At 51.7% G+C, this 16,302-nt stretch carries 19 protein-coding genes; 1 reads left to right on the forward strand and 18 read right to left on the reverse strand.

Going from position 1 to position 16,302, the window contains the following annotated elements; all coding sequences use genetic code 11:
• Entirely contained in the window at nt 1–858 is an 858-nt protein-coding gene (locus FIV45_RS08810) for an alpha/beta fold hydrolase (protein ID WP_099474700.1), read from the forward strand.
• Here FIV45_RS08810 and FIV45_RS08815 read toward each other — a convergent pair.
• The 18 genes from FIV45_RS08815 to FIV45_RS08900 all read right to left on the reverse strand — a co-directional run bounded on the left by FIV45_RS08815 (nt 852) and on the right by FIV45_RS08900 (nt 16,287).
• A complete protein-coding gene (locus FIV45_RS08815) occupies nt 852–2,060 on the reverse strand; it encodes a CCA tRNA nucleotidyltransferase (RefSeq protein ID WP_099474702.1) in 1,209 nt (402 codons plus the stop codon). The two genes, FIV45_RS08810 and FIV45_RS08815, sit on opposite strands and share 7 nt — an antisense overlap.
• Entirely contained in the window at nt 2,057–2,713 is a 657-nt protein-coding gene (locus FIV45_RS08820; protein WP_165777078.1) for a CoA pyrophosphatase, read from the reverse strand. The genes FIV45_RS08815 and FIV45_RS08820 overlap by 4 nt, the downstream gene beginning before the upstream one ends.
• Nucleotides 2,710–3,297: a DUF1285 domain-containing protein gene (locus FIV45_RS08825; RefSeq protein WP_099474706.1), complete on the reverse strand. Its 588-nt coding sequence runs from the start codon at nt 3,295–3,297 to the stop codon at nt 2,710–2,712. Before FIV45_RS08825 ends, FIV45_RS08820 begins: the two co-directional genes overlap by 4 nt.
• A gap of 47 nt (nt 3,298–3,344) precedes the next feature.
• Nucleotides 3,345–3,857 (reverse strand): GNAT family N-acetyltransferase, encoded by a 513-nt coding sequence (locus FIV45_RS08830; RefSeq protein ID WP_099474708.1) that lies wholly within the window; start codon nt 3,855–3,857, stop codon nt 3,345–3,347.
• Between the two features lie 151 nt (nt 3,858–4,008).
• Entirely contained in the window at nt 4,009–4,929 is a 921-nt protein-coding gene (locus tag FIV45_RS08835; protein ID WP_235868182.1) for a M23 family metallopeptidase, read from the reverse strand.
• Nucleotides 4,930–5,042: 113 nt separating this feature from the next.
• Entirely contained in the window at nt 5,043–5,687 is a 645-nt protein-coding gene (locus FIV45_RS08840; protein WP_181040178.1) for a protein-L-isoaspartate(D-aspartate) O-methyltransferase, read from the reverse strand.
• Nucleotides 5,688–5,689: 2 nt separating this feature from the next.
• On the reverse strand, nt 5,690–6,472 hold the full coding sequence (gene surE / locus FIV45_RS08845; RefSeq protein ID WP_099474714.1) for a 5'/3'-nucleotidase SurE: 783 nt from the start codon (nt 6,470–6,472) through the stop codon (nt 5,690–5,692).
• Complete coding sequence (gene serS, locus FIV45_RS08850; protein WP_099474715.1) at nt 6,469–7,743, reverse strand: serine--tRNA ligase; 1,275 nt, start codon at nt 7,741–7,743, stop codon at nt 6,469–6,471. The genes surE and serS overlap by 4 nt, the downstream gene beginning before the upstream one ends.
• A complete protein-coding gene (gene tatC / locus FIV45_RS08855; RefSeq protein ID WP_099474717.1) occupies nt 7,736–8,563 on the reverse strand; it encodes a twin-arginine translocase subunit TatC in 828 nt (275 codons plus the stop codon). Before tatC ends, serS begins: the two co-directional genes overlap by 8 nt.
• The gene (tatB, locus tag FIV45_RS08860; protein ID WP_099474719.1) at nt 8,560–8,865 is read right to left on the reverse strand and encodes a Sec-independent protein translocase protein TatB; all 306 of its coding nucleotides are present in this window, start codon (nt 8,863–8,865) and stop codon (nt 8,560–8,562) included. Before tatB ends, tatC begins: the two co-directional genes overlap by 4 nt.
• Nucleotides 8,866–8,888: 23 nt before the next feature.
• A complete protein-coding gene (locus FIV45_RS08865) occupies nt 8,889–9,119 on the reverse strand; it encodes a twin-arginine translocase TatA/TatE family subunit (RefSeq protein ID WP_099474721.1) in 231 nt (76 codons plus the stop codon).
• A 118-nt stretch (nt 9,120–9,237) separates the two neighbouring features.
• On the reverse strand, nt 9,238–9,873 hold the full coding sequence (scpB, locus tag FIV45_RS08870; protein ID WP_099474723.1) for an SMC-Scp complex subunit ScpB: 636 nt from the start codon (nt 9,871–9,873) through the stop codon (nt 9,238–9,240).
• 26 nt (nt 9,874–9,899) lie between these two features.
• Nucleotides 9,900–10,706: a segregation and condensation protein A gene (locus FIV45_RS08875; protein ID WP_235868175.1), complete on the reverse strand. Its 807-nt coding sequence runs from the start codon at nt 10,704–10,706 to the stop codon at nt 9,900–9,902.
• A gap of 46 nt (nt 10,707–10,752) precedes the next feature.
• Nucleotides 10,753–11,430, reverse strand: a complete 678-nt coding sequence (locus tag FIV45_RS08880) for a site-2 protease family protein (RefSeq protein ID WP_099474725.1) — start codon at nt 11,428–11,430, stop codon at nt 10,753–10,755.
• An 82-nt stretch (nt 11,431–11,512) separates the two neighbouring features.
• Nucleotides 11,513–12,526, reverse strand: coding sequence for a beta-N-acetylhexosaminidase (gene nagZ / locus FIV45_RS08885; protein WP_099474727.1), 1,014 nt, complete (start codon nt 12,524–12,526; stop codon nt 11,513–11,515).
• Complete coding sequence (locus tag FIV45_RS08890) at nt 12,526–13,305, reverse strand: SPOR domain-containing protein (protein WP_099474728.1); 780 nt, start codon at nt 13,303–13,305, stop codon at nt 12,526–12,528. Before FIV45_RS08890 ends, nagZ begins: the two co-directional genes overlap by 1 nt.
• Nucleotides 13,306–13,336: 31 nt before the next feature.
• Complete coding sequence (gene argS / locus FIV45_RS08895) at nt 13,337–15,088, reverse strand: arginine--tRNA ligase (RefSeq protein ID WP_099474730.1); 1,752 nt, start codon at nt 15,086–15,088, stop codon at nt 13,337–13,339.
• Entirely contained in the window at nt 15,085–16,287 is a 1,203-nt protein-coding gene (locus FIV45_RS08900) for a deoxyguanosinetriphosphate triphosphohydrolase (RefSeq protein WP_099474732.1), read from the reverse strand. Before FIV45_RS08900 ends, argS begins: the two co-directional genes overlap by 4 nt.
• Nucleotides 16,288–16,302: the final 15 nt, after the last annotated feature.

Below are 16,302 nucleotides of genomic sequence, written 5' to 3' on the forward strand. Positions count from 1 at the left end.
ATGAACTGGGATCTGCCAGAACATCCCGTCAATATGAAAGGGCCAACCCTGGGCGGTAAATATGTCTGGTCTGACATATATCTGCTTGGAGACTGGCATATTCAGAAAAACGTCCTCACCGGGCATCATCGCCTGCTTGATGGTCGTGATATCCGCCAGGCCTGGGGAAGTTATGACCATTGCCTGGCCGAACTTGCCAAGTTTAAGGATAAATTGGGTCTGACCTTTCCCAAACCACATATATTTTTATTGTTGCATGGTCTGGCGCGTCATAAGAAAACCATGACCAAGACGGCGGCTTATCTCCGCGAAAGAGGTCATGCCGCCTACTGTCTCAACTATCCCAGTACTTTCCAGTCCCTGGATGCCCATGCAGATGACCTTGAGAACCTGCTCAATAACCTCGCCGGAGTAACGTCGGTAAGTTTTATCGGTCACAGCCTTGGCGGATTGCTGGCCCGGGAACTGCTCAGGCGTAAAGACGGCTGGCGTTCCAAAGTTGACGCCCGGCATCTGATGATGCTCGGCACACCGAACAATGGGGCCCGGATTGCCGATATGCTTGGCGGGATCAGGCTGTTTCACACCATCGCGGGACCTTCCGGCCAGGATGTCATGCCGGTGAAGGCGCTCAAATTACCACCCCCCGATATACCGACACTGGTCATTGCCGGAGGCCGGAATACTCCAACAGGGTATAATCCGATATTGGGGGAAGATAATGATGGAATTGTCACGGTACGGGAAACCAGACTTGAGGGCATGACGGATTTCCGTTTGGTAAATGTGATACACACCACGATCATGGACCATCCGGAAACCTTGCACGCGATAGAGGAATTTATTGCGGCCTACTGAAGCAAATCCTGTTTCTTCAAAGTAAAGTCACTGGCGATCCAGTCAGCTTCACGCTGCTTCAACAAGTCGCCCAAAGCAGGCCCCGCCGCATATCCGGCCTGAATCAAATCCCGGCCCTGCACTGGAAAACTTGGCACCGGCCACGTATCGATGAGGTGCAACAATTCTGAAAGCTGGGTGGTCGGCGAGGCTTCAGAATTTCCATCCAGGAGCGCAAAGGCAACAACATCCCGCCCATGCAAATATATGGCCCGACGCAAAGTTTTGTCCGCAACCCCTGGTGAAATATTCAGATCATGCTGATCATAGGCCACCAGATATTTTGTCTGGCGATTGGACAGCTTTAAATGCCTGCTGACCTGGGCCCCTGCGCCTTCGCCTCGCCGCAGAAGGCTGCAAAGACGGGCCAGACGGTCACAGCGGCCCAAATTCTGTTCCTGCTGGACATAACGCCTGAAACGCGGCCAGTCCGGCGTAACACCAAGAATATGGGGCAGAAAATCATGTTTCGCCATCACCGTCATCACCGACAACAGATTTTGGGCCGCTAGAATCTTCAGCAGTTCCTGCGCCAACCGCTCCCCGGACAGATTATCTATTAAATTCTTATAGCGAATACAGGCGTCAAACCCTTGAGGGTCCATCAGCCCGTCGCCAATCTGGGCGGCAAACCGAAAGAAACGCAAAATACGCAAGGCGTCCTCGCAAATACGCTCATCAGCAGCACCAATGAACCGCACCCGGCGCGTTTCAAGATCCGCCAAGCCGCCGCAGGGGTCATACAGACTGCCATCCGCGTCAAGATAAAGCGCATTAAAGGTAAAATCCCGCCGGGCGGCATCGCCGATCCAGTCATCGGTAAAGGTTACTGTCGCGTGCCGACCATCGGTTTCCACATCATGACGCAACGTGGTGATCTCATAACCGACCTTGTCTAAAACAGCCGTGATAGTTCCATGCTTCAGGCCGGTCGGAACCACTTTGATCTTCGCCCGTTTCAACCGCAGCATAGTCTCTTCCGGCGGCAGGCTGCAGGCCAGATCAATATCAATAATTTTCCGCTGTAAAAGCAAATCCCTTACACAGCCGCCGACCATGCGCGCATTCAAACCATCCACATTCAATACGGACAAAAGTTTCTGCACCCCCGGGGCACATATCGGAGAACCCGCGGGCAAGTCCAGTTGGTGCACGGCTTTCATTTCACCCCCCTGTTTACCAGATGTGCGAAACGCACCAACATCGCCGCTGTCGCCCCCCACACATTATGTTGCTCATTAATCAGCGCGTAATAATACCTCTTGCGTTCCTTCCAGATACCGTCCCGAAGATCATGGTTCGCCTCATCAAGAATATAGTCAAGCGGCAGTTCAAAAGCTTCATCTACTTCTTCTTCGGCAACGATCAGTTTGAATTCCGGTGCAATAATACCCACAACAGGCGTAATCAGGAAACCGGTCATGGTTTCATAATCTTCCATGGCGCCGAGAACCTCGATATGAGCGCGGTCAATCCCCACTTCTTCCTGGGTTTCACGCAGGGCCGTATCCATGGCATGGGCATCTTCCTGATCACATCGTCCGCCGGGAAAGCTCACTTGGCCTGAATGGGTTTTGAGATGAGCCGCCCGTTTGGTCAGCAAAACAGTCAGCCCCTCTTCCCGATCCACCAACGGGATTAACACAGCCGCCGGCCGCAGGGGCTGCTCAGAACTTTTATAATCTGCCGCCGGACGATAAATATTCCAGTCGCCATCCCGGGGACGGTCACCGTCTCTCTTGTCTGCAACGGTTTGACGCGCCCGTTCGAGACCCGGATCATATTGCCGGAAAATATCTCGGATCCGTTGTTTCATGCTTCGGCTTTTCCCAGGGGGAAGAACTGTCCCTGGCTCCATACGCCATAGTCACCGTTCTTCTCTTCCATCATTTCCGCCAGTTGGTAGTATACCGGGCGCGCAATCAACGCCTGCAACCGGTCCCGCACCAGAATGTAAGGTGATGGTTCTCCGTCCGTCGCGTGGGTAACGGTTAATGGATGGTCGGCATCAAGGATCACCACATCATCCACATTGGTGCGAAAATGAAGAATTTGGTCTTTTCCCGGATTTTCTACCCGGAGCTCGACCGCAACAAAAGGGGCATCGTCAACGCGGATGCCAACTTTTTCCACCGGCGTCACCAAATAGTATTTACCATCCTCATCATGGCGCAAAATGGTCGAAAACAACCGCACCATGGCGGGACGGGCTATCGGGGTACCCATATAGTCCCAACTGCCGTCGCGCTTGATATGCATGTCAATATCACCGCAAAAATCGGGATTCCACAGATGTACCGGCGGCAGGCCTTTTTTACCTGTGGCTTTCTGCGCCTCCTGGGCGAACAGATCGGGCCGGAAACCGGCGGCGGATTTTGTTTTATCTGATGTGTCTGTCATATCCTTACTATAGGAACTTCAGACGACATTTTGAAGACATAGTGGATTTATTTTACAATATCCGTGCTTTTACAGATCATGCCCTGCACCCCGTCCATGCCGCCCGGAACCAAAGCATGCGCCAACAGGCGGTTTTTGTCCACCGGCCCCGGCATTTCAAGTCCTTCGGCCAGGGATCGGCTGAATCCGACTTTTTTATAATAATCTTCATCCCCCACCAGGATAACCCGCTGATGTCCCATTTCCCGGGCTTTATCCAATCCCTTCACCATCAGGGCCCGACCCGCACCCTTTCCGCGGCAGCTGTCACAAACTGCAATAGGCCCCAAGAGTAAGGCTTCCTGCCGGTCCGGCCCTTCCCCTACCACGATCGGCCAGAATTGCAATGTGGCCAGCAATCCCTCTTCACCGCGCACGACAAAGGCCAGATCCCATATCTGTTCCACTCCGTCACGCAGACGATAAGCTGTTTTTTCAAAACGATCCAAGCCAAAAGCTTCATCAAGAAGTTTTTCAACTAACGGAATATCATTCGTTTTTGCTGGCTCTATACAAAACATTATTTTGTTTACTCAAATATTATTTAACTAATATTCGCTTATCATAGTTATGAAGACAGAGCAAGTTTTTCTAATCAGCCGGGATATCTTTTTAAAAAACAGCCTCTGTCAGAAAATCGCAAGCCAATCTAAGTAGGTCTATTGCAACCGACTAGCTCACCAGATATTTCACCGGGTTAACCGCCTGGGCGCCTTTCCGCATTTCGAAATGCAATTGCGGCCGACTTACTCCACCGGTGCGCCCCACCCGGGCAATCGCCTGACCGCGCTTGACCTTCTGACCGACGGTGACCAGAATATTGGAACAATGCGCATAGGCCGTCACCCAGCCGTTGCTGTGACGGATCAGAATCAAATTGCCATAGCCTTTGATCTTGCGTCCCGCATGCACCACGACGCCACTTTCCGCCGACTGGATATAGCTGCCGCTATTGGCCGCAATGTTGATGCCATCATTATGATATCCTTTGGCCTTTGCCCCGAAAGAGGAAAGTAACCGTCCCTTTACAGGCCAGAGAAACCCCTTGCCACTGCGGGGGGGTGGAGGCGTCGAAGCATGTTTCTTCTGTGCTGAGGATTTTGGCCCCTGCTGTGTTCCGGTCCCCGGCACCTTCAAAGTCTGGCCGATGGCCAGCGTATAAGGCCGCTGCAACTGGTTTAACCGCGCCAATTGCGTCATATCCACCTGATATCGTCGTGACAGACTGTAAATGGTATCCCCTTTGATCACCTTGTGGCGTCCTTTGGCCGGGCTTTTCAGTTTTTGGCCGGGATAAAGCAGATAAGGTGGTTTCAGGGCATTGCCCTTAATGATCGCCCGGACCGTCACATTATGACGCCGGGCCAGCGCATAAATAGTATCCCCTTTGCGCACCGTAATAGCCCCACTCTGAACGGAAACAGGTGATTTTTCCGGCGGCGCAGCCCTAACCACCTTCCGCCGCGGTTTATCTCTCGGCACCGGCACAGGATAAGGCGAATTGGCGGCAGTTGACCCAACCGGCGCACCATAATGATAACGGGAACTGAAACTGTGACCTTCCTGACAGGCAGAAAGCAGGCTGGAAATCATCAATAAGGTCAATATCTTGCAAAAGATACTAACCATAGCAGAGGATGATTGTTGTTTTTTGGACCCTGTCATGGCGACAGTGTAAAAAGACCGATCCACAAGATCAACAGCTTTTAAGAATCATGCACAATACCGGCCAGAAGCGGAACAAATTTCACCGGCATCAGGTTTTCCTGAACGAAGTCATCGCCCTGTCGCGTAATCCTGATGATATGCTGGGTTTTACCTTGAGCACCAACGGGGATAACCATGATTCCTCCCTCTCGCAGCTGGGCCAGCAACTTGTCCGGAATTTCTTCCGAAGCCGCTGTAACCATAATCCTGTCGAACGGCGCCTGTTCCGGCCAGCCTTTCATACCGTTGCCAAATAAAGTGGTGATGTTGAAGATATGCAGCTTTTTAAACATCTCCTCGGCGCCCTTGAACAGAGGCAGATGCCGTTCAATGGTAAAAAGGCGCCGGCACAGTTTTGCCAGAACCACAGCCTGATAGCCCGATCCGGTTCCCACTTCCAACACCTTATGGGATTTATCCACATTTAGCACCTGGGTCATAAAGGCAACCACGAAAGGCTGACTGATGGTCTGGCCACTGTCGATCGGCAATGCCGCATTTTCATAGGCCTGTCCACGCAGAACCTTAGGGATAAAATCTTCCCGGGGGATTTCATTCAAAGCATCAAGCACAGCTTCATCTGTGATGCCATCAGCCCGTAATTCGTCAAAAAGCGCAGCCTTCTTATCCGTAAAACGACTCATCATCACGCATCTTTATCTATTTTTTTTGCAAGGCTTAGAAGAGTTTTTTCATGTGTCATATCAAGATGCAACGGTGTCACGGAAATATAACCGTCCTGGATTGCCGCCAGATCCGTGCCGACGACCGGATTGCCATACTGGCGCCGGAACCCGATCCAGAAATAACACCCGCCCCGTGGATCCTCTCGTTCGTCGATAAAAAGTTCTTCATCGTCCCGAAACCCCTGGCGGGTTGTCCGGATACCTTTGAGAGACTCCGAATCCTGAGGAAAATTGACGTTATACAGAATACCCGGTTCAATCGCATGGGAGATCAGTGTACGCAGCACATTTTCCCCCTGTTCCTTCGCCACCTGAAATGCATCCCCATTGTTCGTTCTGTCTATTTCCTGACTGAAGGCGATAGATGGAACCCCGCAAATAGTACCTTCCATGGCCGCCGATATGGTGCCGGAATAGGTCATGTCTTCCGCCAGGTTAACCCCCCGATTGATGCCCGACAACAGGATCGTCGGGCGGTTTGGCATAATGCTGTGCACGGCCATCATAACACAATCGGTCGGCGTTCCTTTTACCGCGTAGAATTTATCCGCCACCTTGCGGTACCGTACCGGCTCACTCAAGGACAAGGAATGGCCCTTGCCACTTTGTTCTTCCTCCGGCGCAACCACCCAGACGTCATCACTGACGGACTTGGCGATTTCAATCAGCGCCTTCAGTCCGGGCGCGTTATAGCCGTCATCATTGGTGACCAGAATACGGGCCGCTAAAGGATTATTCTTCATGGGCGGGAAATAACCTCTTTACCGTTCATATAAGGCCGCAGAACCTCTGGGATCACGATTGATCCATCGGCTTGCTGATAATTTTCAAGGACAGCCACCAAAGTGCGGCCAACCGCCAGACCCGACCCGTTCAGAGTATGAACAAAGCGGGTTCTCTTCTCGCCTGCCGGACGACAACGGGTGTTCATGCGCCGGGCCTGAAAGTCTCCGGTATTCGAGCAACTGGAAATTTCACGATAGGCGTCCTGCCCCGGCAACCAGACCTCCAGGTCATAGGTTTTCCGGGCGGCAAAGCCCATATCACCAGTGCATAAGGTCAAGACACGATAAGCGAGCCCCAAACGCTGCAGAATCTGTTCCGCCGCCCCCGTCATCCGTTCCAGTTCATCCCAGCTCTGTTCCGGCGTGGTAATGCTCACCATCTCCACCTTATTGAACTGATGCAGACGGATCATGCCGCGGGTATCCCGCCCGGCTGACCCGGCTTCTGAACGAAAACACTGACTAAGCGCCGTGAAGCGCAGCGGCAGTTTTTCTTCCTCGAGAATATCTTCGCGCACGATATTGGTGAGCGGCACTTCCCCAGTCGGGATCATATAATGACCCGTAGTGGCTTCGAACAGATCTTCCTTGAATTTCGGCAACTGACTGGTGCCATAGAGCGCCTGTTCCCGCACCAGCAGGGGTACGCTGGCCTCTTCATAACCAAAGTCGGTCGTATGGACATCCAGCATAAAGGCTGACAGCGCGCGCTCCAGTTTGGCCAGATCACCACGCAGAATAACAAACCGCGCCCCAGACATGCGGGCCGCGCCTTCGAAATCCATCTGCCCAAGGTCTTCCCCCAGGTCAAAATGCTGTTTCGGCGCGAAATCAAAAGCGGGGATATCACCCCATTTGCGGACTTCCAGGTTATCGTCTTCACTCTCCCCGTCCGGCACATCTTCAGCCGGGATATTATCCAGCCGTCCAAGCTTCTGGGTCAATTCTTCTTCTATGGAGCGCACGTCTTCTTCAAGCGTCGCCATACGCGCCTTCAGATCAGCCACTTCCCGGATCAGATCATCTGCATCTTCGCCTTTGGCTTTTGCCTGACCGATCGATTTGGATGCGACGTTTCGCCGTGACTGGCATTCCTGCAATTCGGTCTTCTTTTCGCGCAGGCTACTGTCCAAGGCGATCAGGGCTTCTGATTGCGCTGCAATTCCACGGCGTTTCCAGCCCAGATCAAAGGTTTCCGGGTTTTCCCGAATGGCTTTGATGTCAAACATCACTTCTGTCCTTAATGGTTAGTCGTATAAATAAAATTGAAATTTCGTACAGGATCAACACCGCGCCACCAAGGCCAATCTGACTGATGGGATCCGGTGGTGTCATAACCGCAGCAAAAGCAAAAGCCGCAACCACCATATATTTCCGTTTGGCCGCCAACCCTTCAGCAGTGACAATCCCCACCCGCGCCAATAAAATCAAAAGGATCGGCAGCTGGAAGCTGATGCCAAAAGCCAAAATCAGCAACATGACCAAGGACCAGTATTCCTTGACCGTGGGCAGAAGTTCAATTGACAGAACTCCGGCCAGATGTTCCTTGCTCATCGCCGCCGCATCGGTGCCGTTGATAACGTCCTGGGTGCCGATCTGGAAAGACATGAAGAAATTCCAGGCATTTGGAATAACCCAGTAATACGCCAGCGCGGCCCCGGCGATAAAGAGTACCGGCGTCCCGATCAGAAAGGGCAGAAAAGCCCGCTTCTCATTATTGTATAGCCCCGGAGCGACAAACTTCCAGATCTGGATCGAGATCAACGGAAAGGAAATACAAAAGGCCGCAAAGAAGGATACTTTCAGATAAACAAAAAATGCCTCATGCATGCCCGTATAGATCATCTTGGCATCTTGGCCATAGCGCAGGGACACATCAACAAAAGGCTGGGCCAGAAAACGGTAGATTTCTTCCTGAAAATAAAAACAGAAAATAAAGGCCACGAACAGATAGCCCGCGCTCCAGATCAGCCGGGTGCGCAGTTCAATCAAATGCTCCAAAAGCGGTGCGGCGCTCTGGTTTATATCTTCGGGGTTTTCCGTCGTCATGAGCGGTCCGTTTCCGGATCAGAGGCTTTGGGGGCCGGTTTGCTTTCCGGTTTAATGTCCGGGCTCGTATCATCGTCTTTCAGCGGGATATTTCCTGCTTCATTAAACTTACGGGTGACTTCTTCCAGTTCGACCTCGTCCGCCATCTGCTTGACACTGGTTTGAAATTCCTGACCCATGGCACGCATCTTGGCAACAAACTGTCCAATGGAACGCAGAAGTTTCGGTAGATCTTTTGGACCGACCACTATTACGGCCAGAACGACAATCACGAACATTTCAATCATGCCAACGTCAAACATGGGGCTTTACTTACCGTTCAAATTTAATGAGTGGTTTTCTCAGAGTTCTTATCCTCAACCACGGTCTCGGATTTCTGTTCAATCACTTTGGGATCTTCTGCCGGCTTCTCGTCGGTCACGTCTTCAGACATGCCTTTTTTGAAGCTTTTAATACCTTTTGCGACATCGCCCATCAAATCGGAAATTTTACCGCGCCCAAACAACAAGACGAAGAGCAATACAACGATCGCGATCTGCCAAAAACTGATACCCATTTACATTCTCCTTTGTAGAGCGTTATTCACCTAAAACCGAATGCAGTCTACGCATTGGAGGTGGGATTGACTTGACGAAAATCAACGAAAACCATTCTTAAATCAACATAAAAAAAATTTAATCTGAAAGGGGCTGGTTTTCCGTCTGGTCACCATCCTCGTAACCGGGCAATTCATGTTGTTCTTCGCTGGGTTTTTCATCATCCATAAGGTTGAGACGCGATGTATTAACATTCTCCAAAAAACCGGCGGCCTTAAGTTCGGCAAGTCCCGGCAGGTCTTTAATCGTATTCAGGCCAAAATGGACCAGAAAATGATCCGTCGTCCCGTAACTCATCGGCCGTCCCGGTGTCCGGCGACGTCCCATAGGGCGCACCCACTGCGCCGCCATTAAAACATCCAGAATGCCCTTGCTTAACGAAACGCCCCGAACTTCTTCGATTTCTGCCCGGGTGACCGGCTGGTGATAGGAAATAATCGCCAAGGTTTCAACCGCCGCACGGGACAGACGTTTTTCCTCTTCGACCTCTTTCCGCAACAGGAAGGCGAGATCCGGGGCGGTCTGGAACATCCATTTACCCGCGACCTCTACCAGATTAACGCCGCGTTTTTCATATTGCGCCTGTAAATCGGTGAGCAGATCATCAATCCGCGCCCCTTCCGGCAAACAATCCGCCAGAGCGATGGAAGACAACGGTTTGTCGGAAGCAAAGATCAACGCCTCAACAATACGGATCTGTTCAACTGTTTCCATGACTTTTTCCTCCTCCCAAAGAGATATTATACATCATCCTGGCGGTCCCTTTTCCGGATAAACAGTGGTCCAAAGGTTTGTTTCTGCACAATTTCAGCCTTGCCCTGGCGCGCCATTTCAAGAGACGCGGTAAAAAGGCTGGCCTTGGCGGACCGTACCATATCCTCACTGCCGTCAATATCAGGCAAAAATTGTGACAAATCCGTCCAGTCCAATGCCAGACCAACCAGTTTTTTTAACCGCATCAAGGCCTGATCAAGAGTGTAGACGTCTCGTTTATGCATCCTGATATCGGCAACGGCATGGCGGGTTTTATGGTCAGCATAAGCCCGCAGGAGATCATAGAGACTAAGCTCAAATGTGGAGCTTTTGGTCACCAGCACCTTTTCCGGCATGCCGCGGGCAAAAACATCACGTTTCAACTGATTACGCGCCATCAGTTTGGCCGCAGACTGACGAATGGCATTCAACCGTTGCAGCTGGTAGGTCAGCCGGGCCGCCATTTCCTCCGCCGAGAGCTCATCTTCGTTTTTCTCTTCCGGCAGCAACAGGCGGGATTTCAAATAAGCAAGCCAGGCGGCCATCACCAGATAATCAGCCGCCTTTTCCAGTTTTTGAACCTTGGCTTCTGCGATAAATTTGAGAAACTGTTCCACCAGTTCAAGAATTGAAATCTGCTTCAGGTCAACTTTTTGGGTACGGGCAAGGGCAAGCAATACGTCCAAAGGTCCTTCAAAGCCATGAATATCGAGAACCAGACGTTCTTCATCTTCCGGCGCTGCGGGCGCCGGAATTTTATCATGGAATGTCGTCTGCGGATCATACTCGTCCAAATTTACTGCCCTTTACATTACCCTTTCATATCCGATCTTTCATACCTTAAGACGGCGCGATCGCGATCGCAAGAGACTGGACAAAATCAATGACCGGTCCTAAAACAGCCCAGAGAATATTCAAGTCCATACCGAACTGCCGTCCGAAAACCGGTAATAGAAACAGACCAATAATAATCAGCATACCATAAGGTTCCAGCCGTGACAAAGGCCGCGCCAGCACATCCGGCAACAAACCGACAGCCACCCTGCCCCCGTCAAGCGGCGGAATGGGAAGCATGTTAAAAGCAGCAAGGATCGCATTGATCATAATGGCGAACTGAATGTTCTGCAGCAACCAGTCCCCGGCAACAGGTGGCAGATAGCCCACCACATACAAAAGCAAGGACGCAATCACCACCAACAGGATATTCGCAAGCGGGCCTGCCAGCGCAACATAGACCATATCCCGCCGTGGATTTCTCAGGTTGTTGTAATTCACCGGCACTGGCTTGGCGTAGCCAAATAAAAATGGCGTTCCACTCAACAGCAGTATCAATGGCAATATAATCGTGCCAAAAGGGTCGATATGTACAATGGGATTGAAACTCACCCGACCCAACTGCTTGGCGGTATTATCCCCGAGTTTATGCGCCACCCAGGCATGACCTGCCTCATGCAAGGTAATCGCCAGCAATAAGGGGATTACAATAACAGGCAAAACCTGCAAAAAACTCATATCCATAAATTACCCAGACCATTGTTAAGCCGTAAGCCGTCTCATATATAAATCGACGGCCTCTCATTCTAATATAAGAACAAATCTTTTATAATACAGGGGCCAGTTTATCATTAAGCCACCTGGTGATTTCTTTTCGATCAATGGGCAAGACTTCACTGCGGTGCTGGAACAACTGATCAATCCAGCTTTTGTTCACAACGTTAAAATCATAGAGAGATTCCAGCACGTCACGTCGTTCCTGCAGCGGCGCATTGCAATGCAAAACCACATCGCAGCCCGCGCGAAGAGCCTGCTTCGCGAGATCACCCGGATCGCCTTTTAATGCCTTCATGGTGATATCATCAGAGATCAGAACCCCGGTAAAGCCGATTTCCTCCCGGATTACCCGGCGGATCACCTGTTCCGACAATGTCGCCGGCAGCTGGGCGTCAATCGCATCATAGGTAATATGAGCCGTCATGGCCAATGGCATATCTTTCAGAGCCTTGAAAGGTGCAAAGTCCGTGGCCCTCATGACCTCAAGAGAGGTGTCGACCGTCGGCAAATCCAGATGACTATCCACCGTTGCGCGCCCATGTCCCGGGATGTGTTTGATCACCGGAATAACGCCCCCTGCCATAAGCCCTTCGCACGCCGCCGCCGCCAGCAGACTGACAATGTCAGGCTCCGCCCCAAATGACCGGTCGCCAATGATGGCATCCGCACCAGGCAAGCGCAGATCAAGCGGTGGATAGCAATCTACTGTAATGCCCATTTCCCGGAGATCTTCAGCCATCAAACGGGCGTTGACTTTTATGGCTTCCAGGCCCGTTTCAGCATCCAGATCATATAACGCGCGCAACGTTCCCGCGCTTGGTGGCCTGCGCCAGTGACTGTCTGGCAGTCGGCAGACCCGGCCACCTTCCTGATCAATCAGAATAGGGACATCTTCGCGGCCAACGGCATTTTTCATCGCGTCGGTGAGTTTCCGAAGCTGATCCGGATTTTCACAGTTTCGGGCAAAAAGAATAAACCCGAAAGGATCGAGATCGCGAAACACAGCCGCCTCGTCAGAGGTCATCGCCGTGCCCGTACAATCCAGAATGACCGGGCGCGCCATTAATTGCTCACCACGATGCAGGCTTGTTTGCGGGATTTCAGTACCGTACAGACTTTCTCTGCCGCCGCTCTATCCACCAGCATGCCACCACGCAAGCGGTATAAGACGCCTTTTTTCCCGAGGTCAACCATCACAATATCAGAAGCGAGTCCGGCAAGAACTGAGGCGTTTTCCTTTTGCAGACGCGTCCACAGGCCTTCTGCAGTGCTTTTCTTGCTGAAAGCGCCCAACTGTACCAGGAAATTCCCCGCCGCCCCCCTGGAGCTTGGCGCGATGGCGGCGGCTTTCTGGGTCGTTTTGACATCAGGAACATCCGGTTCCTGTATCTTTTGCTTCTGGGCAGCTTCCTGACCTGGTTCAGACGTTTGCGGTTCAGCGACCGGCGACGTTTTGGGGATATCCATCTCGTCGGTCTTTGTCGTATCTTCCTTCTTCATCGGACGGTTCACAGGCACTTCCGCACTGGGCGCCAGCTCTTCCGCATAACTAGGCTCTTCGGAATCCACCCGAACAAATACACGCTTATCCTGATCCGGCACATTCAGGCCACCAGGATTGTCAGGCTTTTCCTTAACAACGGAATTATCGGCCCGGACGATGGGAACGGGTCCTGTATGGGCCCCATCCACATAACTGTACCAGACGATACCGCCAAAAATAGCCAGAACAACCACGGTCAATGCAGCTACCAGCATACGTCGCCCGGTCATATCGCCATCGGCGGTATATTCTTCCGGCAAAGGTTCAAGCCATGATGACTTTCCACTCTCATCCGACATATTTCATTCCTCCAATAACAGTTCAGGACTCTTACATTTCCTCAACAGGTTCGACACCCAGAATATCCAGCCCGGTTGCAATCAGGCTTGCCACAGCAGAAATCAACGCCAGGCGGGATACCGTTTTTTGAGTATCATCTTCTATAATGAAGCGAAGATCAACATTATCATTGCCTTTGTTCCACAGCGCGTGGAATTCAGATGCCAGTTCATACAAATAATACGCAATCCGATGTGGTTCCCGCGCCAGCGCGGCGCTTTCGACCAGACGCGGCCAGTTGAGCATATTCTTGATCAAGGTCTGTTCGCTCGGGTCGGTGAACACAGACATATCTGCTCTCGCCAGGGCTTCACGGGAAATATCAAGATCAGGGAAAGCCGTCTGGGCCTTGCGCAGGACAGAATGAACCCGCGCATGGGCATATTGCACGTAAAACACGGGATTATCTTTTGACTGCTCGGTCACTTTGGTAAAATCAAATTCCAGCGAAGCGTCGTTCTTACGGGTCAACATGATGAAACGCACCACATCCTTGCCCACTTCTTCGACAATATCCCGCATGGTAATGAAATTACCGGAACGCTTCGACATTTTCACCGGTTCGCCGCCGCGCAGCAGCTTAACCATCTGGCACAACCGCACATCAAAATCGATTTTATCGCCGCCTAAAGCCTTGATCACAGATTCAACCCGTTTGACATACCCGCCGTGATCAGCGCCCCAGACATCAATCAATGTGGTGAACCCACGTTGTATCTTGTCATAATGGTAGGCCACATCGGCGGCAAAATAAGTCCAGCTGCCATCTGATTTCATCACGGCCCGGTCAACATCATCACCAAATTCAGTGGCCTTAAACAGGGTTTGAGGGCGCTCTTCCCAGTCATCCGGCTTGGTGCCTTTCGGCGCCTCCAGAACACCGGTATAAATCAAGCCTTTTTCTTCCAGCTGGTCCAAGGCCGGCTGAATACGGTTTTCATTATGCAGAGTCAATTCAGAGAAAAAGACATCATGACGAATGCCGAGCGTATCCAGATCCGCCCGGATCAGGTCCATCATGGCATTGGTTGCAAACGTCCGGATATCTCCAAGCCATTCACTTTCCGGGGCATCCCGCCATTTATCGCCAAACTCTTTCGCCAGCGCCTGCCCCACCGGGATCAGATACGCGCCCGGGTATAACCCCTCGGGGATTTCCTCGATCTCAATACCCAGGGCTTCCTGATAGCGCACATAGGCGGAACGGGCGAGAACATCAATCTGTCCCCCTGCATCATTTATGTAATATTCCCGGCTGACATCATAGCCGGTGAAATCAAGCAAAGATGCCAGCGCGTCACCAAAAATCGCTCCACGGCAATGACCAACATGCAAGGGCCCGGTCGGATTGACCGAAACATATTCCACATTCACTCTTTCCCGCTTCCCAAGCGCGGAACGACCATAGCTGCCGGCCGCCTTCAGAATGGTTGATACTTGTTGCTGTATCACATGAGGCTTCAGGGTGATATTGATAAATCCCGGGCCGGCGACGTCAACTTTTTCCACATCCTCAAGCGCATTCAGGCCTTCCGCGACCAGTTCGGCGATATCGCGGGGCTTCATGCGGGCCTGTTTGGTCAGAACCATCGCCACATTGGTCGAGATATCACCGTGAGAGGCATCCCTCGGTGGTTCAATGGTGACATTTTTCAGGTTAAGATCCCGGGGCAGCTTATCCGCCGCGCCCAAATCAGATATAATGGTGCCCAGGGCGCCGAGGTAGCTTTCAAAAATATTCATAATTCAAACAACGATGTATCAAATAATCTTTTATGTTCCAAGATGGCATAACTGTCGGTCATACCGGCGATAAAATCAGCAACATGCCGGGCACGTTCCTGATCACTTTCCCATATTTCCGGTTTCTGCCATTCGGTCGGCAAGCATTCGGGTTCGCTATGGAACAGCTCAAATAAATCAGTCATGATCCGCTTTGCCTTGCTGGACATGCGGTTCACTTTATAGTGACGATACATATTCTGCATCAGGAAAGATTTCAATCTTTTATCGAACTCTTTCATCTCGTCAGAAAATGAAATCACACTCCGGGATGCATTGCGGATATCATCGACGGTTTCCGGCTGCAAGGCGCACAGCCTTTTCCGGCTTTCATCAAGAATATCATTGACCATGCGATTGATCAGACGGCGCACCACTTCATGGGTTTCCCGCCCCTCGTCCATCTTGCCATAAGCGCCCCTGACCTCGTCCACGATTTCACCGATAAGTGGCAGTTCCGCCAACTTATCCATCTGAAGCAATCCGGCCCGCAGGCCATCGGCAATATCATGATTGTTATAGGCCACATCGTCCGCCACAGCGGCGATCTGGGCTTCGGCACTGGCAAATGTATGTAATTCCAGATCATGTTGATCATTATAGGTGCGGAGATTAATGCTCAGATCGTCGAACTCTCCCTTGCTGCAGAGCGGGCCATTGTGTTTGGCGAGCCCTTCCAGAGTTTCCCAGGTCAAATTCAGGCCTTCGAAGTCGGCATAGCGCTGTTCCAGCTTAGTCACTACCCGCAACGACTGGGCATTATGATCAAACCCCTTGAAATGGGTCATCGCCGCATCCAGCGCCTCTTCCCCCGCATGACCAAAAGGCGTATGCCCGAAATCATGAACCAGCGCCAGCGACTCCGCGATTTCATTATCAAGACCGAGCACCATGGACAAGCTGCGGGCGATTTGCGCCACTTCGATGGAATGGGTTAGCCGGGTGCGATAATAATCGCCTTCGTGATGGACAAAGACCTGGGTTTTATGAATCAGCCGACGAAACGCCCCGGAGTGGATGATCCGATCCCGGTCCCGCTGAAAAGGTGATCGGGTTTTGGTGTCTGTCTCCGGGTACAAACGTCCCCGGCTTTTGGCCGCCAGACAGGCGTATGGGGCATAATGCGATGTCGGTTCGAAAAGCGTAAAAGCTGAAGTCATAAACTGCGCATGTCC

The sequence above is a fragment of the Paremcibacter congregatus genome (genome assembly GCF_006385135.1).
Taxonomy (GTDB): domain Bacteria; phylum Pseudomonadota; class Alphaproteobacteria; order Sphingomonadales; family Emcibacteraceae; genus Paremcibacter; species Paremcibacter congregatus.

Coding starts and splice junctions, on each gene's coding strand:
- FIV45_RS08810 (WP_099474700.1), top strand. CDS start 1: ATGAACTGGGATCTGCCAGAACATCCCGTCAATATGAAAGGGCCAACC.
- FIV45_RS08815 (WP_099474702.1), bottom strand. CDS start 2,060: ATGAAAGCCGTGCACCAACTGGACTTGCCCGCGGGTTCTCCGATATGT.
- FIV45_RS08820 (WP_165777078.1), bottom strand. CDS start 2,713: ATGAAACAACGGATCCGAGATATTTTCCGGCAATATGATCCGGGTCTC.
- FIV45_RS08825 (WP_099474706.1), bottom strand. CDS start 3,297: ATGACAGACACATCAGATAAAACAAAATCCGCCGCCGGTTTCCGGCCC.
- FIV45_RS08830 (WP_099474708.1), bottom strand. CDS start 3,857: ATGTTTTGTATAGAGCCAGCAAAAACGAATGATATTCCGTTAGTTGAA.
- FIV45_RS08835 (WP_235868182.1), bottom strand. CDS start 4,929: ATGATTTCCAGCCTGCTTTCTGCCTGTCAGGAAGGTCACAGTTTCAGT.
- FIV45_RS08840 (WP_181040178.1), bottom strand. CDS start 5,687: ATGAGTCGTTTTACGGATAAGAAGGCTGCGCTTTTTGACGAATTACGG.
- surE (WP_099474714.1), bottom strand. CDS start 6,472: ATGAAGAATAATCCTTTAGCGGCCCGTATTCTGGTCACCAATGATGAC.
- serS (WP_099474715.1), bottom strand. CDS start 7,743: ATGTTTGACATCAAAGCCATTCGGGAAAACCCGGAAACCTTTGATCTG.
- tatC (WP_099474717.1), bottom strand. CDS start 8,563: ATGACGACGGAAAACCCCGAAGATATAAACCAGAGCGCCGCACCGCTT.
- tatB (WP_099474719.1), bottom strand. CDS start 8,865: ATGTTTGACGTTGGCATGATTGAAATGTTCGTGATTGTCGTTCTGGCC.
- FIV45_RS08865 (WP_099474721.1), bottom strand. CDS start 9,119: ATGGGTATCAGTTTTTGGCAGATCGCGATCGTTGTATTGCTCTTCGTC.
- scpB (WP_099474723.1), bottom strand. CDS start 9,873: ATGGAAACAGTTGAACAGATCCGTATTGTTGAGGCGTTGATCTTTGCT.
- FIV45_RS08880 (WP_099474725.1), bottom strand. CDS start 11,430: ATGGATATGAGTTTTTTGCAGGTTTTGCCTGTTATTGTAATCCCCTTA.
- nagZ (WP_099474727.1), bottom strand. CDS start 12,526: ATGGCGCGCCCGGTCATTCTGGATTGTACGGGCACGGCGATGACCTCT.
- FIV45_RS08890 (WP_099474728.1), bottom strand. CDS start 13,305: ATGTCGGATGAGAGTGGAAAGTCATCATGGCTTGAACCTTTGCCGGAA.
- argS (WP_099474730.1), bottom strand. CDS start 15,088: ATGAATATTTTTGAAAGCTACCTCGGCGCCCTGGGCACCATTATATCT.
- FIV45_RS08900 (WP_099474732.1), bottom strand. CDS start 16,287: ATGACTTCAGCTTTTACGCTTTTCGAACCGACATCGCATTATGCCCCA.